The 24,481-nt window shown below is 67.7% G+C and carries 25 protein-coding genes and 2 tRNA genes; 11 read left to right on the top strand and 16 right to left on the bottom strand.

Going from position 1 to position 24,481, the window contains the following annotated elements:
• Positions 1 to 21 precede the first annotated feature (21 nt).
• Genes acpM through JW364_RS20035 form a run of 3 tightly spaced genes read left to right on the top strand, consistent with a single transcriptional unit; the run spans position 22 to position 3,082 of the window.
• Entirely contained in the window at positions 22 to 324 is a 303-nt protein-coding gene (acpM, locus tag JW364_RS20045; protein ID WP_058252053.1) for a meromycolate extension acyl carrier protein AcpM, read from the top strand.
• Positions 324 to 1,592 carry a KasA/KasB family beta-ketoacyl-ACP synthase gene (locus JW364_RS20040; RefSeq protein WP_065630088.1) on the top strand — a complete coding sequence of 423 codons (1,269 nt, stop codon included), beginning with the start codon at positions 324 to 326 and terminating at the stop codon, positions 1,590 to 1,592. Before acpM ends, JW364_RS20040 begins: the two co-directional genes overlap by 1 nt.
• A 38-nt stretch (positions 1,593 to 1,630) precedes the next feature.
• Positions 1,631 to 3,082: an acyl-CoA carboxylase subunit beta gene (locus JW364_RS20035; protein WP_137810265.1), complete on the top strand. Its 1,452-nt coding sequence runs from the start codon at positions 1,631 to 1,633 to the stop codon at positions 3,080 to 3,082.
• A 73-nt stretch (positions 3,083 to 3,155) separates the two neighbouring features.
• On the opposite strand, the gene JW364_RS20030 is transcribed toward JW364_RS20035, so the two are convergent.
• The 5 genes from JW364_RS20030 to JW364_RS20010 form a co-directional block, all read right to left on the bottom strand.
• Positions 3,156 to 3,674: a DUF3145 domain-containing protein gene (locus tag JW364_RS20030; RefSeq protein WP_010841193.1), complete on the bottom strand. Its 519-nt coding sequence runs from the start codon at positions 3,672 to 3,674 to the stop codon at positions 3,156 to 3,158.
• A gap of 128 nt (positions 3,675 to 3,802) precedes the next feature.
• On the bottom strand, positions 3,803 to 4,621 hold the full coding sequence (locus JW364_RS20025; RefSeq protein WP_068971889.1) for a serine hydrolase: 819 nt from the start codon (positions 4,619 to 4,621) through the stop codon (positions 3,803 to 3,805).
• A 23-nt stretch (positions 4,622 to 4,644) separates the two neighbouring features.
• Positions 4,645 to 5,775, bottom strand: a complete 1,131-nt coding sequence (locus JW364_RS20020) for an NDMA-dependent alcohol dehydrogenase (protein WP_065630090.1) — start codon at positions 5,773 to 5,775, stop codon at positions 4,645 to 4,647.
• Positions 5,776 to 6,028: 253 nt separating this feature from the next.
• On the bottom strand, positions 6,029 to 7,633 hold the full coding sequence (fadD5, locus tag JW364_RS20015) for a fatty-acid--CoA ligase FadD5 (protein ID WP_068971888.1): 1,605 nt from the start codon (positions 7,631 to 7,633) through the stop codon (positions 6,029 to 6,031).
• A gap of 82 nt (positions 7,634 to 7,715) precedes the next feature.
• Positions 7,716 to 8,522: an enoyl-CoA hydratase-related protein gene (locus tag JW364_RS20010; protein WP_205333892.1), complete on the bottom strand. Its 807-nt coding sequence runs from the start codon at positions 8,520 to 8,522 to the stop codon at positions 7,716 to 7,718.
• A 202-nt stretch (positions 8,523 to 8,724) separates the two neighbouring features.
• Between JW364_RS20010 and JW364_RS20005 the strand changes: the two genes are divergently transcribed.
• On the top strand, positions 8,725 to 9,912 hold the full coding sequence (locus JW364_RS20005; protein ID WP_068971887.1) for a TetR/AcrR family transcriptional regulator: 1,188 nt from the start codon (positions 8,725 to 8,727) through the stop codon (positions 9,910 to 9,912).
• 300 nt (positions 9,913 to 10,212) lie between these two features.
• Here the strand turns inward: JW364_RS20005 and JW364_RS20000 are convergent, their stop codons facing one another.
• The 5 genes from JW364_RS20000 to JW364_RS19980 all read right to left on the bottom strand — a co-directional run bounded on the left by JW364_RS20000 (position 10,213) and on the right by JW364_RS19980 (position 14,091).
• Positions 10,213 to 11,106, bottom strand: a complete 894-nt coding sequence (locus tag JW364_RS20000; RefSeq protein WP_068971886.1) for a hypothetical protein — start codon at positions 11,104 to 11,106, stop codon at positions 10,213 to 10,215.
• 62 nt (positions 11,107 to 11,168) lie between these two features.
• A complete protein-coding gene (locus JW364_RS19995; protein ID WP_068971885.1) occupies positions 11,169 to 11,594 on the bottom strand; it encodes a pyridoxamine 5'-phosphate oxidase family protein in 426 nt (141 codons plus the stop codon).
• Positions 11,595 to 11,662: 68 nt separating this feature from the next.
• Positions 11,663 to 12,415 (bottom strand): isocitrate lyase/phosphoenolpyruvate mutase family protein, encoded by a 753-nt coding sequence (locus tag JW364_RS19990; RefSeq protein WP_068971884.1) that lies wholly within the window; start codon positions 12,413 to 12,415, stop codon positions 11,663 to 11,665.
• 48 nt (positions 12,416 to 12,463) lie between these two features.
• Positions 12,464 to 13,111, bottom strand: a complete 648-nt coding sequence (locus tag JW364_RS19985; RefSeq protein WP_058252064.1) for a dihydrofolate reductase family protein — start codon at positions 13,109 to 13,111, stop codon at positions 12,464 to 12,466.
• A gap of 119 nt (positions 13,112 to 13,230) precedes the next feature.
• Positions 13,231 to 14,091, bottom strand: coding sequence for an SDR family oxidoreductase (locus tag JW364_RS19980; protein WP_165629866.1), 861 nt, complete (start codon positions 14,089 to 14,091; stop codon positions 13,231 to 13,233).
• A gap of 108 nt (positions 14,092 to 14,199) precedes the next feature.
• Between JW364_RS19980 and JW364_RS19975 the strand changes: the two genes are divergently transcribed.
• The 4 genes from JW364_RS19975 (at position 14,200) to JW364_RS19960 (ending at position 15,233) form a co-directional block, all read left to right on the top strand.
• Positions 14,200 to 14,589, top strand: coding sequence for a helix-turn-helix domain-containing protein (locus JW364_RS19975; RefSeq protein WP_068971883.1), 390 nt, complete (start codon positions 14,200 to 14,202; stop codon positions 14,587 to 14,589).
• Positions 14,590 to 14,649: 60 nt separating this feature from the next.
• Complete coding sequence (locus JW364_RS19970; RefSeq protein WP_058252067.1) at positions 14,650 to 14,838, top strand: hypothetical protein; 189 nt, start codon at positions 14,650 to 14,652, stop codon at positions 14,836 to 14,838.
• A 126-nt stretch (positions 14,839 to 14,964) separates the two neighbouring features.
• Positions 14,965 to 15,037, top strand: a tRNA-Asn gene (locus tag JW364_RS19965).
• A 122-nt stretch (positions 15,038 to 15,159) separates the two neighbouring features.
• Positions 15,160 to 15,233 (top strand) — tRNA-Ile (locus tag JW364_RS19960).
• 62 nt (positions 15,234 to 15,295) lie between these two features.
• Here JW364_RS19960 and JW364_RS19955 read toward each other — a convergent pair.
• The 6 genes from JW364_RS19955 to JW364_RS19930 all read right to left on the bottom strand — a co-directional run bounded on the left by JW364_RS19955 (position 15,296) and on the right by JW364_RS19930 (position 21,603).
• A complete protein-coding gene (locus tag JW364_RS19955) occupies positions 15,296 to 15,535 on the bottom strand; it encodes a three-helix bundle dimerization domain-containing protein (RefSeq protein WP_058252068.1) in 240 nt (79 codons plus the stop codon).
• Positions 15,536 to 15,633: 98 nt separating this feature from the next.
• On the bottom strand, positions 15,634 to 16,185 hold the full coding sequence (locus tag JW364_RS19950) for a dihydrofolate reductase family protein (RefSeq protein ID WP_068970370.1): 552 nt from the start codon (positions 16,183 to 16,185) through the stop codon (positions 15,634 to 15,636).
• Between the two features lie 116 nt (positions 16,186 to 16,301).
• Positions 16,302 to 18,224, bottom strand: a complete 1,923-nt coding sequence (gene dnaG / locus JW364_RS19945) for a DNA primase (RefSeq protein ID WP_068970369.1) — start codon at positions 18,222 to 18,224, stop codon at positions 16,302 to 16,304.
• 62 nt (positions 18,225 to 18,286) lie between these two features.
• A complete protein-coding gene (locus JW364_RS19940) occupies positions 18,287 to 19,603 on the bottom strand; it encodes a deoxyguanosinetriphosphate triphosphohydrolase (RefSeq protein ID WP_165629865.1) in 1,317 nt (438 codons plus the stop codon).
• Positions 19,596 to 20,081 carry a cold-shock protein gene (locus JW364_RS19935; RefSeq protein ID WP_058252071.1) on the bottom strand — a complete coding sequence of 162 codons (486 nt, stop codon included), beginning with the start codon at positions 20,079 to 20,081 and terminating at the stop codon, positions 19,596 to 19,598. The genes JW364_RS19940 and JW364_RS19935 overlap by 8 nt, the downstream gene beginning before the upstream one ends.
• A 136-nt stretch (positions 20,082 to 20,217) precedes the next feature.
• On the bottom strand, positions 20,218 to 21,603 hold the full coding sequence (locus JW364_RS19930) for a glycine--tRNA ligase (protein WP_004023004.1): 1,386 nt from the start codon (positions 21,601 to 21,603) through the stop codon (positions 20,218 to 20,220).
• Between the two features lie 193 nt (positions 21,604 to 21,796).
• On the opposite strand from JW364_RS19930, the gene JW364_RS19925 reads away from it, so the two are divergent.
• The 3 genes from JW364_RS19925 (at position 21,797) to JW364_RS19915 (ending at position 24,222) form a co-directional block, all read left to right on the top strand.
• Complete coding sequence (locus JW364_RS19925) at positions 21,797 to 23,335, top strand: M28 family peptidase (protein ID WP_068970368.1); 1,539 nt, start codon at positions 21,797 to 21,799, stop codon at positions 23,333 to 23,335.
• An 87-nt stretch (positions 23,336 to 23,422) separates the two neighbouring features.
• Positions 23,423 to 23,797: a helix-turn-helix transcriptional regulator gene (locus tag JW364_RS19920; protein ID WP_065631461.1), complete on the top strand. Its 375-nt coding sequence runs from the start codon at positions 23,423 to 23,425 to the stop codon at positions 23,795 to 23,797.
• A complete protein-coding gene (locus JW364_RS19915) occupies positions 23,794 to 24,222 on the top strand; it encodes a Fur family transcriptional regulator (RefSeq protein ID WP_068970367.1) in 429 nt (142 codons plus the stop codon). Before JW364_RS19920 ends, JW364_RS19915 begins: the two co-directional genes overlap by 4 nt.
• Positions 24,223 to 24,481: the final 259 nt, after the last annotated feature.

Raw genomic sequence — 24,481 nt, 5'->3', positions numbered from 1 at the left:
AAGACGAAAGGGAACCACACAGTGGCTGCCACCCAGGAACAACTCATTGCCGGCATCGCCGAGATCATCGAGGAAGTCACCGGCATCGAGCCGTCCGAGGTGACCCTCGAGAAGTCGTTCGTCGACGACCTCGACATCGACTCGCTGTCCATGGTCGAGATCGCGGTCCAGACCGAGGACAAGTACGGCGTCAAGATCCCCGACGAGGATCTGGCCGGCCTGCGCACGGTCGGCGACGCGGTCGCCTACATCCAGAAGCTCGAGAGCGAGAACCCCGAGGCCGCAGCTGCCATCAAGGCGCAGGTCGAGGCAGACGAGGCCTGATGACCCCCTCTTCCCTCCGCGAGTACTCCACGCTGGGTGGGAACTTCCCGAGTGTGGTGGTCACCTCCATGGTGGCCACCACCTCGTTGGGTGGGGATCTCGACTCGACCTGGAAGAACCTGCTGGCCGGCGAATCGGGCATCCGTGAGCTGACCGACGACTTCATCACCAAGTACAACCTCCCGGTGCGCATCGGTGGTCGTCTCCTCCAGGATCCCGCCGAGGAGGTCACGCGCATCGAATCCCGGCGGATGGCCTACGTCGAGCGCATCTCCCACGTGATGAGCAAGCGCCTCTGGGCGCAGGCCGGCGAACCCGACGTCGACAAGGACCGCCTCGCGGTCGTCATCGGCACCGGTCAGGGTGGCGCCGACGCGATGGTCGACGCAGTCCAGGCCATGGAGGGCACCGGCAACTACCGCAAGGTGTCCCCGCTCGCCGTCTCGATGGCGATGCCGAACGGACCGGCGGCCGTCGCGGGACTCAACGTCGGCGCACGCGCCGGCGTGATCACCCCCGTCTCGGCCTGTTCGTCGGGCGCCGAGGCCATCGCGCACGCCTGGCGGCACATCGTCATGGGTGACGCCGACATGGTCGTCACCGGCGGCGTCGAGGGTCACATCGACGCGGTGCCGATCGCCGCGTTCTCGATGATGCGGGCGATGAGCACCCGTAACGAGGACCCCGCAGCGGCGTCGCGACCGTTCGACAAAGATCGCGACGGTTTCGTGTTCGGCGAGGGTTCGGCGATGCTGATCCTCGAACGCGAGGAACACGCCCGCGCACGCGGTGCACATATCCACGCCCGCCTGCTCGGTACCGGCATCACCTCCGACGGATTCCACCTCGTCGCCCCCGACCCGAGTGGTCAGGGCAACGCGCGGGCCATGACGCGGGCCCTGCAGACCGCTGGTCTGCAGCGCTCCGACATCACCCACATCAACGCGCACGCGACGTCGACCCCCATCGGCGACACCGCCGAGGCCGCCGGCATCCTCGCCGCCATCGGACAGCACGCTGCGGTGTACGCGCCGAAGTCCGCGCTCGGACACTCCATCGGTGCGGTCGGGGCGCTCGAGTCGGTCCTGACGATCAAGAGCGTCGAGGAAGGCGTCATCCCGCCGACCCTCAACCTCGAGAACCTGGACCCGGAATGCGACATCGACGTCGTGCACGGTGAACCCCGGTACGGGCAGATCGATTACGCGATCAACAACTCGTTCGGTTTCGGTGGGCACAACGTGGCGCTCGCCTTCGGTCGCTACTGAGCATCACCGCCACACCCCCCGACACCCAGGAGACATCGATGACGACCTTGGCTCCCGTTGCCGGCCGCGAAGAAGCCGCCGATCCCCGCGACCCGCTGTTGCGGCTGACCAACTTCTTCGACGAAGGCACGATGTCGCTGCTCCATCCGCGCGACAAGTCGGGCGTCCAGGCCGCCGTCGGACTGGTGCACGGGGTCCGTACGGTCTCCTACTGCACCGACGGCACCGTCATGGGCGGCGCCATGGGTGTCGTGGGGTGTGCGCACATCGTCAACGCCATCGACACCGCCATCACCGAACAGGCGCCGGTCATCGGCATCTGGCACTCGGGTGGCGCCCGCCTCGCCGAGGGTGTCGAGGCGTTGCACGCGGTGGGTCAGGTCTTCGAGGCGATGGTGCGTGCCTCGGGCTACATCCCGCAGATCTCGGTGGTCGTCGGCTTCGCCGCCGGCGGCGCCGCCTACGGCCCGGCGCTCACCGACGTCGTGATCATGGCGCCGGCCGGCCGGGTCTTCGTGACCGGCCCGGACGTCGTCAAGAGCGTCACCGGCGAAGAAGTGGACATGGAGTCGCTGGGCGGCCCGACCACCCACGGCAAGAAGTCCGGTGTCTGTCACATCGTCGCCGACTCCGAGCCCGACGCGCTGTGGCGCGCACGGCGTCTGGTGTCGACGTTCACCCAGCAGGGACATTTCGACCGCGAACACGCGCGGGCCGGCGACACCGACCTCAAGGCCCTGCTGCCGGAGTCGAATCGGCGCGCCTACGACGTCCACCCGGTCGTCGAGCAGTTGCTCGACTCCGGTGTCGCGGCCGACGGCGAGACCCAGATCTCGAGTTTCGAAGAGCTGCAAGCCAAATGGGCACCGAACATCGTCGTCGGCTTCGGCCGGTTGTCCGGACGCAGCGTGGGGATCATCGCGAACAACCCGCTGCGGATGGGCGGCTGCCTCAACTCCGAGAGCGCGGAGAAGGCATCGCGTTTCGTCCGCCTCTGCGATGCCTTCGGCATCCCGCTCATCGTCATCACCGATGTGCCGGGTTACTTGCCCGGCGTCGGCCAGGAGTGGAACGGCGTCGTCCGCCGCGGCGCGAAGCTCTTGCACGCGTTCGCCGAGGCCTCGGTCCCCCGGGTCACGCTGGTGACCCGGAAGATCTACGGCGGCGCCTACATCGCGATGAACTCGCGTGCGCTCGGCGCCACCGCGGTGTTCGCCTGGCCGGGCTCCGAGGTCGCCGTGATGGGCGCGAAGTCCGCGGTGGGCATCCTGCACAAGAAAGCTCTCGCCGCAGCGCCCGACGACGAGCGTGAGGCCCTGCACGACCGTCTCGCCGCCGAGCACGAGGCGATCGCCGGCGGTGTCGGCCGCGCACAGTCCATCGGCGTGGTCGACGAGATCATCGACCCGGCGCACACTCGCAGCATCATCGCCGAGGCGCTCGCCGCGGCACCCGCGCGCCGCGGTCGCCACAAGAACATCCCGCTCTGACGCATCGCACAGACGACGAAAGTGCCCCGGTCCACGAGGACCGGGGCACGTCTCGTTGTAGTTCGTCCCCCTGCTAACCCACCCGCTGCTGCAACCAGGTGACCTCGGCGCCGGCACCGCCCATGCGGTACTGCTCGAGCGCGTTGTCCCACGCGGTTCCGAGCGCGCCTTCGAGTTCACCGGCGAGACCGGCGCTGTCGGGCTGCGATTCGATCATCGAACGCAACTGGTTCTCGCCGATGATGACGTCGCCGTTGGCGCTCGTGGAGCCGCGCCAGAGGCCGAGTCCCGGGACGTAGCAGAACCGTTCACCGTCGACACCCTCGCTGGGGTTCTCGGTCACCTCGAAACGCAGCGCCGACCACTCCCGCAGCGCCGTCACCAGACGAGCCGCGGTACCGACCGGACCCGCCCAGTCGACAGTGGCACGCTGCATGCCGGGTTCGGCATCCTGTGCCGACCATTTCAGGTTGGCGCGCGCATTCAGGGTCGACGACAGAGCCCACTCCACATGCGGGCACAGCGCCACCGGCGCCGAGTGGATGTAGACCACTCCTGTTGTCATGTCCGCAAACTGATTCAGATTGCGCACCTTGTTCACCTCCGTTGTCGACGAGGAACGTCTTCCCCAACACACCTCGCGACAGCGGATATCACATTCGTAGGGTCAATTGTGCCCCATGATGCACGTGTTGCGCTAGTTTCTCCTGCGAGAAAAATTCAGTTCTGTGACGAGAGTTCATCAACGACACGATCGTTGAACTCGCTCCACAGCGGCTTCGCCCATGGTCCGAAGAGCCGATCCGTCAGCACGACGCAGGCCGCGTCGAGCGCCGGATCCACCCAGAGAAACGTCCCGGCCTGACCGAAGTGCCCGAACGTCCGCGGGGAGTTCCTCGTCCCGGTCCAGTGCGGCGACTTCTCGGACCTGATCTCGAAGCCGATCCCCCAGTCGTTGGGACGGTGCTTGCCGTACCCGGGGACGAATCCGTCGAGTCCGGGGAACCGCACCGACGTCAGCGTCCCGAAGGTCTCCGGCGCCAGCAGGCGCGGATCCAGCAACTCGCGGGCAAAGGCCGCCAAATCCGCCACGCTCGAGCGGGCGGCATGCCCGGCCGGCCCGTAGAGCGTCGTCGACGACATCTCCAGCGGCGCGCACACGGCTTCGGAGAGATAGCGGCCGAACTCGATACCGGTCGCCTCGGCCACGACCTCGGAGGCCACCTCGAAGCCCGCGCTCGAGTAGATCCGCCGCTCCCCCGGCGGGGCCTCGACCTCGCGGGTGTCGTAGGCCAGGCCGGACGCGTGCGAAAGCAGGTGGGCAAGGGTCGACCCCGACGGCCCGGCCGGGTCGTCCAGCTCGACGGCTCCCTCCTCGACGGCGACGAGCACCGCGTAGGCCACCAGCGGCTTCGTGACCGAGGCGAGCTCGTAGACGCGAGCGGGGTCGCCGAACTGGTCGGCGACCCCGTCGCGGGTGATGATCGCCGCCGACACGTGGTCGACGGGCCATTCCGTCAGAGAATCAAGGACAGACACATCGGGTCACGTTACCCGGGTGCTCACCAGTCCTCTTCGGTGTAGCGGATGACTCCGCGGATGTTCTTGCCGTCCAACATGTCCTGGTAGCCCTCATTGATCTGGTCCAGACGGTACTGCCGGGTGATCATGTCGGCGATGTTGAGCTTGCCGATCTTGTACATCGACAGCAGCTGTGGGATGTCGAGCTTCGGGTTGGCACCGCCGAAGATCGAACCCTGCAGATTCTTCTGGAGCAGGGTCAGCATGGCGAGATTGAGGTTGACATCGCTCTCGAGCATGTTGCCCATACCGGTCAGGACGCAGGTGCCACCCTTGGCGGTGATACCCATCCACAGGTCGACGTCCTTGCCGTGGACCTCGCCGACCGTGACGATCACCTTCTGGCACATGCCGCCGTGAGTGGTCTCCGCGATCGCCATGGCCGCCTCTTCGACCGTGGCGAAGGCCGCGGTGGCCCCGAACTTGAGCGCCTGCTCCCGCTTCCACTCCACCGGGTCGATGGCGAACAGGTTGCGGGCGCCGGAGATGACCGCGCCCTGTAGGGCCGCGGTACCCACGCCGCCGACACCCACGATCGCGACGTCCTCCCCCGGTCGTACGTCGCCGCTGCGGGTCGACGAGCCGTAACCGGTGGGGATGCCACAGCCGCAGAGCGCCGCGACCTCGAACGGGATGTCCTTGTCGATCTTCACCGCCGAGGCCTCGTGCACGACCATGTACGGCGCGAAGGTGCCCAGCAGCGTCATCGGGTAGACGTTCTCGCCGGCGGCGGTCTGGATCCGGAAGGTGTTGTCCGACACCGCCTCACCCTGCAGCAGCATGGCGCCGAAGTCGCACAGGTTGGCCATTCCCGACTGACACGACGGACACTTGCCGCACGACGGGATGAACGACAGCACGACGTGGTCGCCGACCTCGAAGTCGGTGACTCCCTCACCGACCTCGGCCACGACGCCCGCACCCTCGTGACCACCGAGGATCGGGAACCCGGCCATCGGGATGCCACCGGTCATCAGGTGATGATCGGAGTGGCACATGCCGGCGGCTTCCATCTTGATCTTGATCTCGTGGGCCTTGGGATCGCCGATCTCGATGTCCTCGATCGCCCACGGCTTGTTGTGCTCCCGCAGCAATGCACCCTTTGTCTTCACTGAACTCCTCCGTTCGAACCCGGCGACGTCTCGCACCGGGAGGATCTACTCACTCCGACGGTTGCCGCCATGACGTGACAGTAGTCACTCAACCACAAAATTGGAACGTGTTCTAGTGCGCGTTTCTTGGCCGCGTCGACGCCGGCGGTGGTCTGGACTGATGAGACCACGACGACCTGGACGCGAGTGCTCGCGCCCAGGTCGGAGGGTGTCGACGTCGCCGAGGCGTCCGACGACAGTGGATACGACGGCGTCAGTCGGCCAGGCCGGCGTCCTTGCTGCCGTAGCTCTGGCGCAGGGTCGGCTTGACGACCTTGCCACCGGCGTTGCGCGGCAACTCGTCGACGATGACGATGTCCTTCGGATGCTTGAACCGCGCGAGGTTCTCGTTGAGGTACGGCTCGAGGTCGGCGAGCGTCAGGTCCTCGACGCCTTCGGCGAGCACGACCACTGCGACCGGCACCTCACCCCACTTCTCGTGTGCGCGACCGATGATCGCCGCCTCGGTGATGCTCGGATGACCGAAGAGGACGTTCTCGACCTCGGCGCAGTAGATGTTCTCGCCACCGGAGATGATCATGTCCTTGGCGCGGTCGACGACGTAGAGGAAGCCCTCCTCATCGGCACGGACCAGGTCACCGGAGTGGAACCAGCCGCCGGCGAAGGCGTCGGCGGTGCCCTGCTCGTTCTGCCAGTACCCCTTCATCATGTTCGGGCCGCGGTAGACCATCTCGCCGACCTCACCCTGCGCGACGTCGTTGCCCTCGGGGTCGACGATGCGCGCGGTCACGGCCGGGACGACCTTGCCGATGGAGCCGATCTTGCGCAGGGCGTCCTTGCCCTCGAGTACGCAGGTGATCGGCGACATCTCGCTCTGTCCGAAGACGGCGACGTTGAGCGCCTCCGGGAAGGTCTCGTTCATCGCGTTCAGGACGGTGTCCGACGCCGGGGCCGCACCCCAGCTGATCACACGTAGCTTGAGATCACGCGGCTTGGCCTGCTGCGCGGCACAGACGGCCTGCCACTGTGCGGGCACCAGGAAGATCGAGGTGGTGCCCTCGCGCTCGATGGTGTCCAGCATGTCGTCGGGGTCGAACGCGCCGAGCGGATGGATCACCGAGAGGGCGCCCATGTAGAACAGGGGCGCCATGGCGCCGAGGCCGGCGATGTGGAACATCGGGGCAACACACGAGCCGATGTCGTCGGAACGGGTCTGCAGGGCCTGCAGACAGGTGACCGCCTGCGCCTGCATGTTCGTGTGAGTGAGCATGGCGCCCTTGGGCTTTCCGGTCGTGCCCGAGGTGTACATGATCAGCGCGACGGTCTCCTCGGGAACGTCGATCTCCTCGAGATCCGACGAATCCTCGGCGACGAGCGCCTCGTAGTCGAGGTGGTTGTCCTTGTCCGAACCGCCGACCACGATGGTGCGCTCGATCGCTCCGGTGGAGGCGGCCGCGGCGTCGGCCAGCGGGGCGAGCAGGGTCTCGGTGACGATCACCTTCGCGCCGCTGTCGTTGACGAGGAACGCGACCTCGGCCGGGCTCATCCGGATGTTCACCGGCACGGGGATGGCCCCGATCAGGTTCGCGCCCAGAACCGCTTCGACGTACTCCGAGCGGTTGAGCAGGACGATCAGCACACGATCGCCGAACTGCACGCCGCGGCGGCTCAGCGCGGCCGCGAAGGCGCGGCTGCGCTCGTCGAGTTCCTTCCAGGTGGTGACGTTGCCCAGGAACTTCAGCGCCGCCTTGTCCGGGGTCATGAAGGCGTGGCGGCGGATCTGGTTGTTCCAGTGGTTGCGGCGCGAACGCAGCGGCTCGGTGGCCAGGTCGCTGAAGGTGTCGACGGTCGCGGTCATACGATCGGTCTCCTCGTTGTCTCTCTGGTGGTGATGGGGTCGGGAACGGTTGTGGTACAGCGATTCCGACGTGTCGCAGTGCTCACTTGGAGGCGCCGGCGAACGCGGTGATGGCCGCCTGGAACTCCGGGGACTGAAGCAGTTCGGTCTGGCCGTCGAGTTCTCGTTCGATCGCGGCCTCGAAACCGGACATCGTGTGCGCGTCGAGCGCGGCCTTCGTGAGCCGGAGCGCCGCGGCGCTCTTGCCGGCGAGCTTGCGGGCGACCTTGCCGACCACCTCGTCGAGCGCGGCACGGTCCTCGACGACGCCGTTGACGAGTCCGGCGTCGAGAGCCTCTGCGGCACGCAGCTTCTCACCGAGCAGCGCCAGCTCGTTGGCTCGCACGCGGCCGACGGCCGTGGCGAACGACATCGAGGCCGCGCCGTCGGGCATCAGACCGATGTTGACGAACGCGAGCAGGAAATACGACCTGGCCGTCGTGTAGATGAGGTCGGCACCGAGTGCGAGCGACGCACCGATCCCGGCGGCCGCACCGTCGACCGAGGCGATCACCGGGACCGGGACCGAACGCACGGCCCGGATGAGATCAGAACCTCCGGAGATGATCTGACGCGCCTGCGTCGGAGTGAACCCGGAGGCGCCGCCCGCGGTCGACTGTTCGGCGAAGCCCCGGACATCGGCGCCCGCACTGAAACTGCCGCCCGCGCCGTCGAGCACGATCACGCGGACGTCGTCGCGAGTCGACAACTCCGCCAACGTGTCCTCGATCGCCTGATGGGCCCCGCCGTCGAGGGCGTTCATCCGTTCCGGACGAGAAATCGTCAGGCGCCCGATCCCGGAGTCGTCCACCGATGTGATGACTCCGCCGCGCGTGATCTCTTCGCTCACTGCTCTCCCCACTCCAGGCCGGCTTCTCGGTAGACACAGCCCCCCGCATCTGTGCCATCGCCTAGATTACTACCACAATGCGACGCAGATCACGAGAATCTCGGTTAACTTATCAGACTCGCAAGCCGGGCTCTCCTGCAGTTTTGCCGGTCGATGCCGAAATCTGTCACGAGAACGTGGTCTCCGGATAGGCTCTGTCGTCATGACCGCACGTCCGCAGACGTCGCGCCCGGACACCGGCGCCCGGCGTCGTCGTCCCGCCGACCGGCGACGCATGATCGTCGACGCCGCGGCGAAGGCCTTCAGCGACGGCGGGTACCACGCGGTGCGGCTCGAGGACATCGCCGACGCCGTCGGCATCTCCACCCCGGCGCTGTACCGGCATTTCCCGAACAAGTACGCACTGTTCGCCGAGACCACCGCCGACCTCGCGACCGGCCTGCGCGACGTTCTCGACACCGTCCCGGAGGGGTCGCCCGAGGAGTTGCCCGCACTCCTCGAGGCGATCACCGCCACCTCGTTCGACAATCGCCGCCGCGGTGGGCTGTACCGGTGGGAGTCGCGCTACCTCGAGCCCGCCGACGCCGCGATCGTCCGCGATGTCGTCGTCCACCAGCATCGTCGTGTGCGTGCCGCCGCCCGCCGGCTGCGCCCGTCGCTGACCGATCTCGACGCCAATCTCGTTGCCGCCGCAATGATCAGCGTCGCGGCGAGTCCGACAACGCATCGCGCCTCGTTGCCGGCCCGCGAGGCGACGGCGTTGATGTCGGCCGCCGCGATCGGCCTGCTCGAAGTCGAGCTGCCAGAGCCGACCGACCCCGAGCCGCCGTCGGTGACCGGACTCGCCCCGGCCGCCAAGCGCGAGGTCATCCTGACCGAAGCGATCGAGCTGTTCGCCGCCCGCGGGTTCCGGGACGTGACGATCGAGGACATCGCACACGCGGCCGACCTGCCGGCATCAGGCGTGTACCGCCACTTCCCCAGCAAGGTCGCCATTCTCGAGGCCTCGTTCTGGCGCGCGACCGACCGGGTCACGTCGGCCATCTCCGACGCGCTGGCGGCGTCGACCACGCCCCGCGAGGCGATCGCCGCGATGGTCGCCTCGTACATCCGGTTATCATCCAGCGCAACCGATCTCATCGCGATCTACGAGACCGAGATCGGGCACACGACTCCACAGGCACGCGAGGAACTACGCAACCAGCAGCGGATCACCGTGGACGAGTTCGCCACCTGGCTCACCCGCGTCCGCGACGAGCTGTCGCTCTCGCAGGCGCGGTTCCTCGTACACGCTTCCCTGAACGTGGTCACCGACCTGTCGCGTCAGTCCCTACCGCCCTCCCCCGACCGGATCGACGCACTGGCGATGCGGATTCTGTTGCACGGCTGACTATCTGATGACCGGCAAGCACGCCGAACCTCGCTCCCTGATCCGAAAGAACTGCAGAACCCGAGAGACGTGCTGTGCCACTGCTCCCTGAGGTGCGAGCGAAGCGAGCCACGAAGGGCTTCGTAACGTGTCTCACCAGGCCCTTCGTGGCTCGTCGCTAACGCTCCTCGCACCTCAGGGGGCAATGGTCATGTCGTTCTTCGGATTAGGAAGGCGGTGATTGGTCGCGCTCTCCGCAAGCTCCGGGCGCTCCTCAGGGAGCGATAGGACTCGCTTCTTTGGGATCAGGGAGCCGAGGCCTCACAGCACCGCGAAGTCGTCCATCAGCCAGCGACCGTCCTGCTCCACGAGGGTGACTTTCACCCGCGACTGGTACGGGAATCCCTCCGGGAACTCCTGGGCGGTCTGCGGCGATTTCAGGGTCTGGTCCAGGGTGACCAACACAACGGCCTTGCCGTCGTCGACGGACATGAGGCCCGCATTGTCGGCCGTCGCCGTGGACACCGATTCGGCCTCGGCGGATCCGCGGCGGGCGTCCTGCGAGGACTCGATGTAGGTCTGGGTGAACGCCGGCGTGGAGATCTCCCGGATGCGTCGGTCGAGGTCTGCGTAGTCGGCTGAGTTGTAGGTCGAGATCTCGGCCGCGTACCGCCGGGCGGTCTCGAGGAGGGACGTCGTCGTACCGGCCGACGCGCTCGACTCGGCGCGTTCATCGGCATCCACGTAAGCCACGGCGAGCACCGCCGTCGACGCCGCGAGGACGACGACCGCCACGATCAGCGCGATCACCGCCCACGGTCGGCTGCCGACCTTCGAAGTCCAACCGGTCCACCGGCGGGAACCACTCCGACGCGCCGTGGCGGGATCGAGCTTGCGGGGGGTGCGGTCCGAGCCAGGGCGTGGGTCCGCGACCTCGGTCGTGGCGTCGTCGGACCCGTCGGCGTCGTCCGTATCGGCCGGCTCGTCGGCGCCCGTGGGCTCGTCAGCCGGGCGTCGGCGCTCGGCCTTGCGGGCTGCTTTCGCCGCCTTCGCCTCGGCCTCGGCGCGGTACTTGTCGCGGTTGCTGCGATTGGCCTGCAGGAACTCGTTGCCGTCGAGCGGGGTGACCTGCTCGCCCGTCGGCGATGTCTCCTGGTGAGACTCCGCGTCTACGGACTGTTCGGGCTGGTCGGACGTGGAACGCGACTTCGGCATGCGTTCAATGTAGCGAGACGTTCCCGACGGGTTCGTCTCGCTGCCGGATCACGGCCCGTCGGTCAGAGCGCACCGAGGTCCAGGGACACCCACTGTTTCGGTTCGAGGAACAGCTTGGTCTGGGGACCGTGGTCTTTCTCGGCCATCTCCACGTAGGGGTCGACGGCCTGGGGCGGGAGGTAGCGCGCCGCCATCTCCTGCAGGTCGCCGCGGGTGCCCGGCACCATGTCGACCGCATCCCCCGACACGGCCACGTACATCAGCCGCGGCGACACCTCGTCGACCATGAGCGTGAACCGCCCGGCGGTTCGGATGAGCTGCAACTTGCGCGATTCGGTTCCGGTGAGCAGCCAGGGGCGACCGCCCGGCTCGTACTGGTACCACACCGGGACCGTGAGCGGCGCCCGGCCGGGCTCGGCTTCGACCGACAGCGCCGCGACATGGGGTTCGGACAGGAACGCTTCTCGTTCTGGTTTCGTCAGTGCCATGACCCGACGGTAGTCCGGACCACCGACATTCTCCTCCGGGTTCGACGACCCGGAGGAGAGCGGTGTGACTACTTCCAGGGTTCGAGAACCTCGGCGGCGCGTTCGGCGAGCACCATCTGGAAGATCGGTCCGAAACTGACCCGTGCGACACCGAGTTCGGCCAGTGCCGCTTTGGTGTTCTTGGTCGGATGGCCGATCGCGTTGACCGGCAACGGCAGTTCGCTGGTGAGCCGCTTCTGCGCGGCGTCGTCGTGGAAACCGACCGGGTACAGCACGTCTGCGCCGGCATCGGCAGCCAGCTTCATTCGCTCGATCGCCCGGTCGAGGCGGTCGGATTCGTCGCCGACCTGCTTGACGAACAGGTCGGTGCGCGCGTTGATCACCACATGGACATCGGTGGCGTCGGCCGCCGCCCGGAGCGCACCCACGAAATCGGCGTGCTCCTGTGCCTCGCGAAGGCGTCCGCCCTCGCTGTGCACGGTGTCCTCGATGTTCAGACCGACGGCACCAGCGGCGATCAGGCCCTCGATGAGTGTCTTCGGGTCCTCCCCGTAGCCGGACTCGATGTCGACGGAGATCGGGACGTCGACCGCCGCGGTGATCTGCCGGATGCGAGTGGTCAGTTCCTCGAACGTGATTCCTTCGTTGTCGGGCTTGCCGATCGAGTCCGACACCGGGTGACTGCCGACGGTGAGCGCGGTGAACCCGGCGGAGATCGCCAGGTTCGCCGACCAGGCGTCCCACACCGTGGGCAGGATGACCGGGTTTCCCGGCTGGTGGAGTTCGAGCAGAGTAGTGGCCTTGCCGGCGAGTTCCGTCATGGTCCCTACAACTACGCGAGTTCCCGGTCTCATTCCACCGCCATTCCGCTACTTGCGCCAGAACAAATGGTGCGTCACGCCACTGGTGCTCGGGACGGATTCGTGGTGATACCGGCCCTCGAGCTCCTCGGGTGACTCCCAGAGTTTGAGTCCGGCGCCGATCGTGACGGGTGCGACGGCGATGTGGAGGGTGTCGATGAGGTCGGCGTCGAGGAACTCCCGGACGGTGCTCACGCCGCCGCCGATACGTACGTCCTTGCCGTCCGCCGCGGCCTTCGCCTGCTCGGCGGCCTCGGCCGGGGTCGCGTCCAAGAAGTGAAACGTGGTGTCACTCAGCGTGAACGACGGCCGCACATGGTGCGTCAGTACGAAGACGGGAGTGTGGAACGGCGGCTCATCACCCCACCAGCCCTGCCACTCATGGTCGGTCCACGGTCCGCGCTGATAACCGAACTTGTTGCGGCCCATGATCTCCGCACCGATGTTATGAGCGAAGTCGCGGGTGAAATAGTCGTCGAGGCCGCGGGTGCCACCCGGGTCGGTCCGGTTGGGCCAGCTCGCGGTGGCGCCCGCCCACGACATCAGTTCCCACGGTTCGACGCGATCACCGAAGGGACGCTCGAACGTCTGGTTCTCCCCCGCCCCGACCCCATCTTGTGAGATCGAGAAGTTCTGGACTCTGAGTAGCTGTGGCATGGTTCCGCTTCCTTGTCGGCCGGCACGAGCAATCTATGTGGACAGACTCGGTGTCGCAGCCAAACTCATCGATGCGACTCGGCGCGGAGCACGCCGGACGCCGATCGTGCGACGCCGGGTCAGGCGAGCGCCTGCGCGATGACCTCCGCGACGGGGGTCGACGACCGGCCGATGAGCGATCGGAGATCGCCGGAAGTGGTGTCGAGCTCACCGCGGCTGATCCCGGCATCCGCGCCGGCCAGCATCGCGGCGACCGGTTCGGGCAGACCCGCGCTGACGAGAGCGGCCTGGTAGTCGGCTTCGGAGAGGTCGCGGTATTCGACGCTCGACCCGGACACCTCACCGATCGCTTGGGCGAATTCGCCGTAGGTCAGCCGCTCGTCGCCACCCAACTCGTAGACCTTGCCGACCTGGTCGGTGTCGGCGGTGAGGACCGCTGCGGCCGCAGCCGCGTAGTCGGCGCGAGCGGCGGCAGCGAGTCTCCCCTCACCCGCGGCACCCAGGAGTGTTCCGGTCGACGCCGCCTGCGGGATGGCGGCCAGGTAGTTCTCCCAATACCAGCCGTTGCGCAGGATCACGGCGGGCACCGACGACTCGTTCAGCCGGGCTTCGGTGGCGACGTGCTCGGGAGCCAGACCCAGACCGCTCGTGTCGGCGTGCAGCAGGCTGGTGTAGGCGATCAGTTCGACGGAGTTGGCCTCCGCCGCCTCGATCACGTTGGTGTGCTGGGCAACACGCTGCCCGACCGCCGAACCCGAGACCAGCAGCAACTTGTCGACGCCGGCGAGGGCGTCGACAAGTGATGCCGGATCGTCGTAGTCGGCGACACGGACCGAAACGCCTTGCGACACAAGATTCGAGGCCTTCGACTCGTCGCGGACGATCGCCACCACGTCGGGGGCGGCAATGCCCCGGGCGAGTAGTTCGTCGATCACGAGTCCGCCGAGCTGCCCCGTCGCGCCGGTCACTGCTGTGGTCATCTGATTCCTCATCTCTGTCGGTTGGACGACTCCCAGTATGCACTTACTTTTCGTAAGTGCAACACGAACTGTTAGCAAGGTCTCGTAGATTCGGCTACCGTTGAGCACATGACCGAGATGAGCGACCAGTCCCTCGAGGCGGACGTCTTCGCCCGGGACTGCTCGTCCCGGACGACACTGCAGACAGTCACCGGACGGTGGGGCAGCCTCGTGCTGATCGCTCTGGGAGAGAGCAACTATCGATTCAGCGCGCTGCGGCGACGCGTCGACGGCGTGAGCGAACGGATGCTCTCGCAGACCCTCCAGAGCCTCGAACGCGACGGCATGATCGTGCGCACCGTCCTCGAAGCCATCCCGCCGAAGGTCGAGTACCACCTCACTCCGCTCGGCAGGCAGGTCGCCGACCAGTTGAGCGGCCTGATCGAACTCGTGCAAGACAACATGCCGGCCGTCCGCGACGCCCAGGCCGACTACGACGAGCGACGCGGCGGCGACTGAAACCGCTCTCGTCGGGTACACGTGGAGACGTAGGAGTTCGACGACGAGAGGAGCGTCCCGATGACGTCACCGGAAGCCGACCTGCCGGTCGAGGCCAACGAGGCCGATGCACTCGAGCAGGCCCAGACGGCAGCGCCCGACCCCGCTGAAGGTGTCAACCCCAGCGTGCCGTTCGAAGCCGACGACGCCGACGCCGCCGAACAGGCCACCGAGGTCGAGATCGACCCCGAGGACTACCCCCGGGAGTAGCGCAGCGGGCGGCCTGGCCGCCGCATGCGGCTGACCGCCCGTTTTGTCGTCCGACATGACCATGCGCTAAAGTCTGTCCTCGGTCCTGATGACGCGCTCCACGAGCGCCGAGCAGGTCCGAGGCAGTCCCCCATAGCTCAATTGGCAGAGCATTCGACTGTTAATCGAACGGTTACTGGTTCGAGTCCAGTTGGGGGAGCAAGAGGCCCGTCACCCGCGTCGGCAGGTGACGGGTTTTCTCGTCTTCGGCAGTCGTGCCGGTCCGCATTCATATGACCGTCGCCCGTGCGGTAATGTCCAGCAGCGGGCTCTCGGGCCCACGGGGCGGTAGCTCAGTCGGTTAGAGCCGCGGACTCATAATCCGTAGGTCGCGGGTTCGAGCCCCGCCCGCCCCACGCACGAAAAGCGTTGTAGCACAGAGCGAGAGCAAACAATCCCCCGGCCGGGCCCGCAGCGCTCACTCACCCACTGTGGGTGGCACATCGGTCGAGTCGGCCATCACCGCAGAGCCACTGAGTGTCTCGTTGGCGCGGCGCTCGACCAGCAGCGGCACGAAGTCGCGCACGTCGGTGCCGTCGAAGTGTCGGTACGCGGCTTCGACCGCATCGGCCACTTCCTCGGGTTTTCTGTCGCCGTACATCCCGATCAGGCGGTGCTGAACCTCGGTGACCTGCCGGCGCTCGTCATTCGCGTCCACGCTCCCACGCTAGGCAGCGACCGGTCGTCTCCCAGTGTGGGAGGCAAACCGTCGTCGACTGTTCAGCTGAAGTTCGTCGCCGGCCGCCGCCACCGGGCTCATCGTTCGACGCGACACCAGTACTCGGTCTCACCGGGAATGGGCGTGAGTCTGACCTCTCCGCCCTCGGGACGGTCGAACAGCCGGATGCCCGCCCCCAGGAACACCGGGACGAAGAACACGAGCACCTCGTCGAGCAGCCCGTGATCGATCATCTGTCGCGCGACGTCGGCGCCGATGACGGTGACGTAACCATCGCCGGCCGTCCGGGCGGCGAGGTCGACCGCCTCGTGCAGATCCGAGACGAACGTGAAGCCGTCGACGGGGTCCGCCGGCGGGTTGTGTGTGAGAACGACGGCGGGACCGTCGTATTCGCCGCCGAACGCACCCTCGCGGTCGGTGCCCTTGTTGGGGTCATCGCCGCGGAACGACCGGTTGCCGACCAACACCGCGCCGGTACCACGCATCAACCGGTCGGCCGCGTCGTCGGCTGCCCGGTTCTGTCCCTCGGCGGGGACGTCGAAGAACCGGGTCAGCCACGACATGTCCCCGCCGGGGCCCGCGATGTACCCGTCGAGCGATGCGGTCGCCGAATAGATGGTGGTCGCCATGATCAGTGCCCTTCGTAGCGGTGTCGACAGATAGACCGGCGCCACCACGCGAACTCATCGGCCCGGCGGGGGCTTCGACTCGGCTCAACCCACAGCGCCGGCGCGACCGGCAGGACTCAGCCCGCGTCGACGATGGGGTCGACCGCCTGTTCCAGCAGGCTCCGACGGTAGGCCTCGAGGGCGACGAGATCGCCGAAGACCGCGTTGTACCCGTCCGGGTCGTCGCTGGGTGCCATCCGGCGCAGACGCGACTTGATGTCGGCGATCTGGGAACCGACCCACACCTCTTGCAGCCGGGCGAGCACGCTCGTGATGTAGCGCGCGATGTTGTCCTCGTCGACCGGCATCGACTCGACCGCCAGCTCGGTCACCAGCGGGTCGATGACGGGGTCGTCGACGGCATTGCGCACGGCGTCGACCCAGGCCGCGCCACCCAGCCCGGCCGACGTGCCCCCGAGGCCGGTCATCGCCTGCCGGATGATGGCGTAGGCCGGCTCGTTGAAGCACTCGACGGGCAGCGAGTCGAAGACCGTGCCGGCGATCGCCGGATACTGCAGCGCCGCCTTCAGTGCTTCCCGCTGCGGCCACAGGCGCGGGTCGTTGGGCTGGGGGCGGGCGGACGTCGGCGCGGCCTCCGCCTCCGGCCGATTACGAGCACCGCGACCGCTCCCCCGACTGCCGGAGTTACTGACGCCCTGCGCCTTTCGGATTCTCGCGCCTTCTTCGCGGACTCTGCCGAGAACCTGGGAGACCTCCTCCCAACCGACCCAACCCGCCAGCTGGCGGGCGTACTCGTCACGCAGCGCGATGTCCTTGATCCGGGCGACCACCGGGACGGTGTCGCGCAACGCGTGGACGCGGCCCTCGGCGGTGTCGAGGTCGTGGCCGGCGAGGAGGGCCTTGATCGCGAACTCGAACATCGGCACCCGACGCGCGACCAGGTCGCGGACGGCGGCGTCGCCCTTCTCCTGCCGGAGTTCGCAGGGGTCCATGCCGTCGGGCGCGATCGCCACGAACGTCTGCCCCGAGATGGACTGTTCGCCCTCGAAGGCCTTGAGCGCGGCTGCTTTTCCGGCATCGTCCCCGTCGAACGTGTAGATCACCTCGCCGCGGAAGTACGAGTCGTCCATCATCAGCCGCCGGATGAGGGCGAGGTGGTCCTCACCGAAGGCGGTCCCACACGAGGCGACCGCGGTGGTGACGCCGGCCAGATGCATCGCCATGACGTCGGTGTAGCCCTCGACGACCACCACCTGATGTCCCTTGGCGATGCTCTTCTTCGCGTGATCGAGACCGAACAGCACCTGAGACTTCTTGTACAGCATGGTTTCCGGCGTGTTCATGTACTTGCCGAGGTTGTCGTCGTCGAACAGTTTGCGGGCGCCGAAGCCGATGATGTCCCCGCCGAGGTTGCGGATCGGCCACAGGAGACGGCGATGGAAGCGGTCGATCGGCCCCTTGCGTCCTTGTTTGGACAGGCCGGCGGCCTCTAGTTCGCTGAACTCGAAGCCCTGCGACAGCAGCGCCTTGGTCATCGTGTCCCAGCCGGCAGGTGCGTAACCGCAACCGAATTGGACGGCCGCCACCGCGTCGAAGTCGCGTTCCTTGAGGTAGTCGCGCGCCGGCTGCGCCTCGGGTGACTGCAGCGCGGCCGCGTAGAACTTGGCCGCGGCGGCGTTGGCGGCCACCAATCGCGCGCGGGTGCCGCGGTCCCGCTTGATGGCGGTACCGCCGCCCTCGTAGTTGATCTGGTAGCCGATCCGATCGGCGAGCTGCTCGACCGCCTCGACGAAGCTGATGTGCTCCTGCTTCTGCAAGAAGCTGTAGACGTCGCCGCCCTCGCCGCAGCCGAAGCAGTGGAAGTGGCCGTGATTGGGACGGACGTGGAACGACGGCGACTTCTCGTCGTGGAAGGGGCACAGACCCTTGAGGCTGTCGGCACCGGCGCGCCGGAGGGCGACGTAGTCGCCGACGATGTCCTCGATCCTCGTCTGCTCACGGATCGCCGTGATGTCGCGATCGGGAATTCGGCCTGCCACGCGACCAGTGTAGTGACGCCGGTGAGGCCGCCCGGCCGGGTGCTTCGTCGACCACGCCCGGCCTACCCCAGATGCGCCTGGGCCCCCGAATTGTGCTTGTCGGTGCGCTCGAGCCGGCCTTCGGTCATGGACGCGATCTGGTCGACGATGACCCGCATCCGGGCGGCATCGTCGGACGCGGCGTTCCACCACGGCACGAAGATCGGGTCCAGGCCCCCGGGCGCCGCCTCGGCGAACCAGTTCGCGACCCGGTGGATGCGTTCCCGCTGACGACGCTGCGTCGCCTTGTGCCGCTCGTTGGAGAAGATGAAACGCAGTGCCAGGGTCTTGAGCATCGACACCTCGGCGGCGATGAGTTCCGGCACCTCGAGGTCGGCGTCGTAGCGCGAGACCGGCCGGTCGCCGACCACCTCGCGGGTGCCGGTGATCGCGGCCGACGCGAAGCGGCCGATGAACTCACTGGTCAACCTCTTGAGCGCGACGTAGGAGTCGAGCGTGCCGTCGAAGACACCCACCGACCGCACGATGTCCATGCGGTGCAGGCGGGCGGCGGCGTCGACGAGGGCCTCAGGGTCGAGACCCGGGAATTCCTTGGCGCCGATGTCGGCGAGCGCGCGTTGGTCCTGCGGATCGCCGAGGGTCCGCAGGTCGATTCGGCCACCGATGACGCCGTCCTCGAGGTCGTGCACGGAGTACGCCACGTCGTCGGACCAGTCCATGATCTGGGCCTCGACGCACTGTCGGGTCCCGGGCGCCTCCCGACGAATCCACGCCAGCATGGCGGCATCGTCGTCGTAGGCGCCGAACTTGCCTCCGGGCGTGCGTCGGGTCCACGGATACTTCAGGGTCGCGTCCAGCGACGCGCGGGTGAGGTTGAGGCCGGCGCTGCGCCCGTCGGCATCGAGCAGCTTGGGTTCGAGCCGCGTCAGGATGCGCAGGTTCTGGGCATTGCCCTCGAAACCACCGTGCTCCGCCGCCACCTCGTCGAGCGCGCGTTCGCCGTTGTGTCCGTAGGGCGGATGCCCGATGTCGTGGGCGAGTCCGGCGAGTTCGACAAGGTCGGGTTCGGCGCCGAGACCGATGGCGATCCCCCGGCCGATCTGCCCGACCTCGAGCGAATGTGTGAGCCGGGTACGGGGCGTGTCGCCCTCGCGCGGACCGACGACCTGCGTCTTGTCGGCCAGCCTGCGCAGGGCGGCCGAGTGCAGGACCCGCGCACGGTCCCGCGCGAAGTCGCTTCGATGGTCGGTCCGGGTGCCGGGCAGGCTCGCGACCTTGGCGCCCTCGGGCACGAACCGCTCGACGGCCTCTTCGCCGTAGGTTGCCACCGTCGGGAGCACATGCCCGACCGTCTCGGGACCCTGTCGGGTGCTAGTCAAGCACCCAGCCCCGGGCGACGGCGAAGTCGGTGACCCGCTGCCTGATCGCCACGATCTGACGAGCCGTGAGGGCGCCGTCGGCGTCGAGGAGCAGCTCGGTGAGCTCTTCGGTGAACGCGGCGGCATCCAGCGAGCCGCCCCCGCCGCGCGGACGACGACTGCCGCGGTCGTCGTGACGTCCGCGGTCGCCCCGGTCGCCTCGGTCACGGTCGCGGCCGTGGTGCTCGTCGCGGCGGTGCGCCCGTGCGCCGGCGGTGTCGTCGGCCGGCGCGGCCTCGGTCACCGCGACGTTGACGGCCTTGGAACCGCGGTCGGTCTCCTCGATGTCGAAGGACACCTTGGCACCCGGTTTCAACGAGTTCTCGTCGATGTCGATGTCGTTGATGTGGAGGAACACATCGGCGCCGCCCGATTCCGGCGCCAAGAACCCGAATCCCCGATTCGCGTCGTAATGAACGACTTTCCCGCTGACAGACACGACTCCACTCACTCTCTCGTCGCGCGCACGACGGACCCCATGCCCTACTCCACGCGACAACTCGTCATCGATTGTGACAGACATCCGCAGGTCAGGCGGAATCGTGAACACCCGGCCCGCGCGGCCGGGAGCGGGATCACGCGCCGAGCAGCTTGCCGCCGAGATACTCGGCGACCTTGTCGAGCGCGACCCGCTCCTGGCTCATGGTGTCCCGTTCGCGCACCGTGACGGCCTGGTCGTCGAGGGTGTCGAAGTCGACCGTCACGCAGAACGGCGTGCCGATCTCGTCCTGCCGGCGGTACCGCTTGCCGATGCCCTGTGCGTCGTCGAACTCGACGTTCCAGTGCTTGCGGAGTTCGGCGGCGAGGTCGCGGGCTTTCGGCGAGAGCTTCTCGTTGCGCGAGAGCGGCAGCACGGCGACCTTGATCGGGGCCAGCCGGCGGTCGAGCCGCAGCACCGTCCGAGTGTCGGTGCCGCCCTTCGCGTTCGGCACCTCCTCCTCGGTGTAGGCGTCGCACAGGAAGGCCATCAGCGAGCGGGTCAGGCCGGCCGCCGGCTCGATGACGAACGGGGTGTAGCGCTCACCCGACGCCTGGTCGAAGAACGACAGGTCCTCACCCGAGTGCTTGCTGTGGGTGGACAGGTCGTAGTCGGTGCGGTTGGCGACACCCTCGAGCTCACCCCACGGGTTGCCGGTGAAGCCGAACTTGTACTCCACGTCCACGGTCCGCTTGGAGTAGTGCGACAACTTCTCCTTCGGGTGGTCGTAGAGCCGCAGGTTCTCCGGATCGATGCCCAGGTTGACGTACCAGTCGAAGCGCTGGTCGATCCAGTACTGGTGCCATTCCTCGTCCTCGCCCGGCTTGACGAAGAATTCCATCTCCATCTGCTCGAACTCGCGGGTGCGGAAGATGAAGTTGCCCGGCGTGATCTCGTTGCGGAAGCTCTTGCCGATCTGCGCGATGCCGAACGGCGGCTTCTTGCGGGCGGTGGTCATCACGTTCTTGAAGTTCACGAAGATGCCCTGCGCGGTCTCGGGACGCAGGTAGTGCAGACCCTCTTCGTCGTCGACGGGCCCGAGGAACGTCTTCATCAGACCGCTGAACGCCTTGGGCTCGGTCCAGTTGCCGGGCTGCCCGGTCTCCGGGTCGTTGATGTCGGCCAGACCGTTGGCCGGCGGGTGCCCGTGCTTGGCCTCGTAGGCCTCGATGAGATGGTCGGCGCGGTAGCGCTTGTGGGTGTGCAGCGACTCGACCAGCGGGTCGGTGAACACCTCGACGTGGCCCGAGGCCTCCCACACCTGACGCGGCAGGATGACCGACGAGTCGAGGCCGACGACGTCCTCGCGGCTGATGACCATCGTGCGCCACCACTGCCGCTTGATGTTCTCCTTGAGTTCGACGCCGAGCGGGCCGTAGTCCCACGCCGATTTGGTACCGCCGTAGATCTCACCGCACTGGTACACCAGGCCCCGGCGCTTGGCGAGGTTGACGACGGATTCCACATTGGACTGGGCGGCCACGGTTAACTGCTCTCCACGGGTTGAGGTGTTCGGCTGGGACGGTCGTGCTGACGCTCGGTGCTCGACGTGCATCCACCAGATGCGGGCGGCAACCCGTACAGACTACCGAGCACATGTGCCGTTTCCCGAAACCACCGGCAACGGTGCACCCGTCGGACCCACATGCACGGACGGGAACTGCCAGAGTGGCAGGGTGATCGTTCGCATACGACGACGCGTCGGCGTCCCCCCATCGGCCCGCGGGCGTCGGCCTGTCCTCGCCTCGACCGGCCTCGCACTGACACTGGCACTGGCCGTGGGGTGTTCGTCCGAGCAGCCCGCCGAGCCCCAGCGACCCTCGTCGGCACCGGTGTCGACGCCCTCTCCCGAACCACCGATCGACGAGGTCACCCCGGCCGCGCTGGCCGACGCCGTCACCCTCGACAACGTGATGGCGCACGTTCGCGCACTGGCCCAGATCGCCGACAACAACGGCGGCAACCGCGCGGCCGGCACACCCGGGTACGACGCCTCGCTGGACTACGTCGCCGGGCTCCTCCGCACGGCGGGCTTCGACGTGACGACGCCGCCCGTCGAGTACGAGCGCTTCGACGCCGGTCCGGTCAGCCTCACCGCCGACGGCCTGAAGGTCGCCACCCGCGTCGTCGAGTATTCGGCCGGAACCGGCGACACCCCGGTCACCGGGGCCCCGGTTGCCGTCAACGGCCTCGGATGCGCGAACACCGACTTTCCGGCCACGACGCGTGGCGCGATCGCCGTCATCACCCGAGGTACCTGCACCTTCGCCGACAAGGCACGGAACGCCGAGTCGGCCGGCGCGGTCGGGGTCGTCATGGCCAACAACGAGCCCGGCCCGCTCACCGGCGCCACCCTGGGGCCGGACGACCGCCCGGGGATCCCGGTCCTCGGCATCGCGGGCGACGACGCCGATCGGGTGCGGTCGGCGCGATCGGTCGCGCTTGCGGTCGAGGCGAAGACCACCGGCATCACCACGCGAAACCTGATCGCCGAGACCCGGACGGGCACCGGCGACGACGTCGTCATGGCCGGGGCACACCTCGACAGCGTCGCCGACGGACCCGGCATGAACGACAACGCCAGCGGCTCCGCGGCCGCGCTCGAGACGGCTCTGCGACTCGGGTCGTCGCCGCGGGTCCCGCACCGCGTGCGATTCGCGTTCTGGGGCGCGGAGGAGGACGGGCTCGTGGGTTCCACCGAGTACGTCCGGGGACTCGACCCGGCCGCGCGTACGGCAGTGGCCCTCTACCTGAACTTCGACATGCTCGCCTCACCCAACGGCGGGTACTTCACCTACGACGGCGACGACTCCGAGCGTCAGGGAGCCGGCCCCGGCCCGGACGGCTCCGGGGGCATCGAGCGGACCTTCGAGAAGTTCTACGCCGATCGCGGCATCCCCCTCGCCCCCGACGACTTCGACGGCCGTTCCGATTACGGCCCGTTCATCGCGGTGGGCATCCCCTCCGGCGGGGTGTTCACCGGCGCGGAAACAAAGAAGGACGAAGCGCAGGCGGAGATGTGGGGCGGCCGGGCCGGAGAACCCTTCGACCCCGACTACCACACCGCACGCGACACCCTCGACAACCTGAACACCGACCTGCTGGCCGTCAACTCGGCTGCGGTCGCGTCCGCGGTCGCGACCTACGCGTTGTCGACCGCAGGTGCGGACGGGGTCCCGCCGCCGGCCGAGCGCCGACGTGCAGACGAGGGCTGACCAGCGGCGACACCGGTGGCACGGATTGAAAACCATTTCCGATAGAATGGCCGGATCAGTGGCGCGAGCCAGGCGAGGAGGAGCGTGATGTCGACGCAACCGTTGGACGGGCCCGGACCGATCGAAGCGGCCGATGCCGCGGCGCGGGAAGCCGCCGCCGACCTCCTGCGCGCCCTCGCCTCCCCCACTCGCGTCGCCATCGTGCTGTCCCTGCGGGAGCGGGTGCAGTGCGTCCACGAACTCGTCGGGCACCTGGGCTTGAGTCAGCCACTGGTCAGCCAGCACCTGCGCGTGCTCAAGGACGCCGGTGTGGTGCGAGGCCAGCGCAACGGCCGCGAGATCACCTACGAACTCCTCGACGACCACGTCGCGCACATCGTCGGCGATGCGCTGATCCACGCGAACGAGACCACCGACGGCCGCGCCGTGCCGTCCGATGCGTCCCGGGCGGTGAACGAATGAGTGGCGTCGCATCGGGGCCGCAGCCGGTCACCGGCATCCGGTCGACGCGCCAACGCGCTGCGATCGCCGACGCCCTGGCCGGCACCGAGGACTTCTGCTCCGCGCAGGAACTCCACGAGATCCTCAAGGCCCGGGGCGAATCCATCGGCCTGACGACGGTGTACCGCAATCTGCAGGCACTGAGCCAGGCCGGGCAGATCGATGTCCTGTGGGACGGCTCCGGTGAGACCCGCTACCGCCACTGCTCGTCGGGACACCACCACCACCTCGTCTGCCGGGAGTGCGGCACCACCGTCGAGGTCCAGGCCGAACCGGTCGAACGCTGGGCCGCGAAGATCGCCACCCAGCACGGCTTCACCGACATCAACCACACCGTCGAGGTCTTCGGGCGCTGTGGGGACTGCCGAACCGCCGAGAAGGACTGAGCTTTCAGCGCCCCCTGATCCGAAAGACCACACCCCACTGGTCCCTGATCCGAAAGAACCACACACCGCTGGTCTGTGGCGTGCGAGCGATGCCCCTCCCACTGCTCCCTGAGGTGCGAGGAGCGCTAGCGACGAGCCACGAAGACATCCCAGGGGTGCAAGGTGTCAAGCGGCGAGGTTGGCGCGGTGGTTCCAGGCGGTGTGTTCGTTGTAGAGGGTGCGGTGTTTGAGGCAGCCGTGGAGGATGCCGATGAGCCGG

The sequence above is a fragment of the Gordonia sp. BP-119 genome, assembly GCF_016924115.1.
Lineage (GTDB): Bacteria > Actinomycetota > Actinomycetes > Mycobacteriales > Mycobacteriaceae > Gordonia > Gordonia hongkongensis.
Note: the sequence above shows the minus strand (reverse complement) of the source record. Positions and strands in the feature narration are given on the sequence as shown.

Bases quoted from the DNA above. Each gene is read 5' to 3' on its own strand.
- JW364_RS20040 (WP_065630088.1), top strand. From the start codon at position 324: ATGACCCCCTCTTCCCTCCGCGAGTACTCCACGCTGGGTGGGAACTTC.
- JW364_RS20035 (WP_137810265.1), top strand. From the start codon at position 1,631: ATGACGACCTTGGCTCCCGTTGCCGGCCGCGAAGAAGCCGCCGATCCC.
- fadD5 (WP_068971888.1), bottom strand. From the start codon at position 7,633: ATGACCGCGACCGTCGACACCTTCAGCGACCTGGCCACCGAGCCGCTG.
- JW364_RS20005 (WP_068971887.1), top strand. From the start codon at position 8,725: ATGACCGCACGTCCGCAGACGTCGCGCCCGGACACCGGCGCCCGGCGT.
- JW364_RS20000 (WP_068971886.1), bottom strand. From the start codon at position 11,106: ATGCCGAAGTCGCGTTCCACGTCCGACCAGCCCGAACAGTCCGTAGAC.
- JW364_RS19995 (WP_068971885.1), bottom strand. From the start codon at position 11,594: ATGGCACTGACGAAACCAGAACGAGAAGCGTTCCTGTCCGAACCCCAT.
- JW364_RS19990 (WP_068971884.1), bottom strand. From the start codon at position 12,415: ATGACGGAACTCGCCGGCAAGGCCACTACTCTGCTCGAACTCCACCAG.
- JW364_RS19985 (WP_058252064.1), bottom strand. From the start codon at position 13,111: ATGCCACAGCTACTCAGAGTCCAGAACTTCTCGATCTCACAAGATGGG.
- JW364_RS19980 (WP_165629866.1), bottom strand. From the start codon at position 14,091: ATGACCACAGCAGTGACCGGCGCGACGGGGCAGCTCGGCGGACTCGTG.
- JW364_RS19975 (WP_068971883.1), top strand. From the start codon at position 14,200: ATGACCGAGATGAGCGACCAGTCCCTCGAGGCGGACGTCTTCGCCCGG.
- JW364_RS19970 (WP_058252067.1), top strand. From the start codon at position 14,650: ATGACGTCACCGGAAGCCGACCTGCCGGTCGAGGCCAACGAGGCCGAT.
- JW364_RS19950 (WP_068970370.1), bottom strand. From the start codon at position 16,185: ATGGCGACCACCATCTATTCGGCGACCGCATCGCTCGACGGGTACATC.
- JW364_RS19920 (WP_065631461.1), top strand. From the start codon at position 23,423: ATGTCGACGCAACCGTTGGACGGGCCCGGACCGATCGAAGCGGCCGAT.
- JW364_RS19915 (WP_068970367.1), top strand. From the start codon at position 23,794: ATGAGTGGCGTCGCATCGGGGCCGCAGCCGGTCACCGGCATCCGGTCG.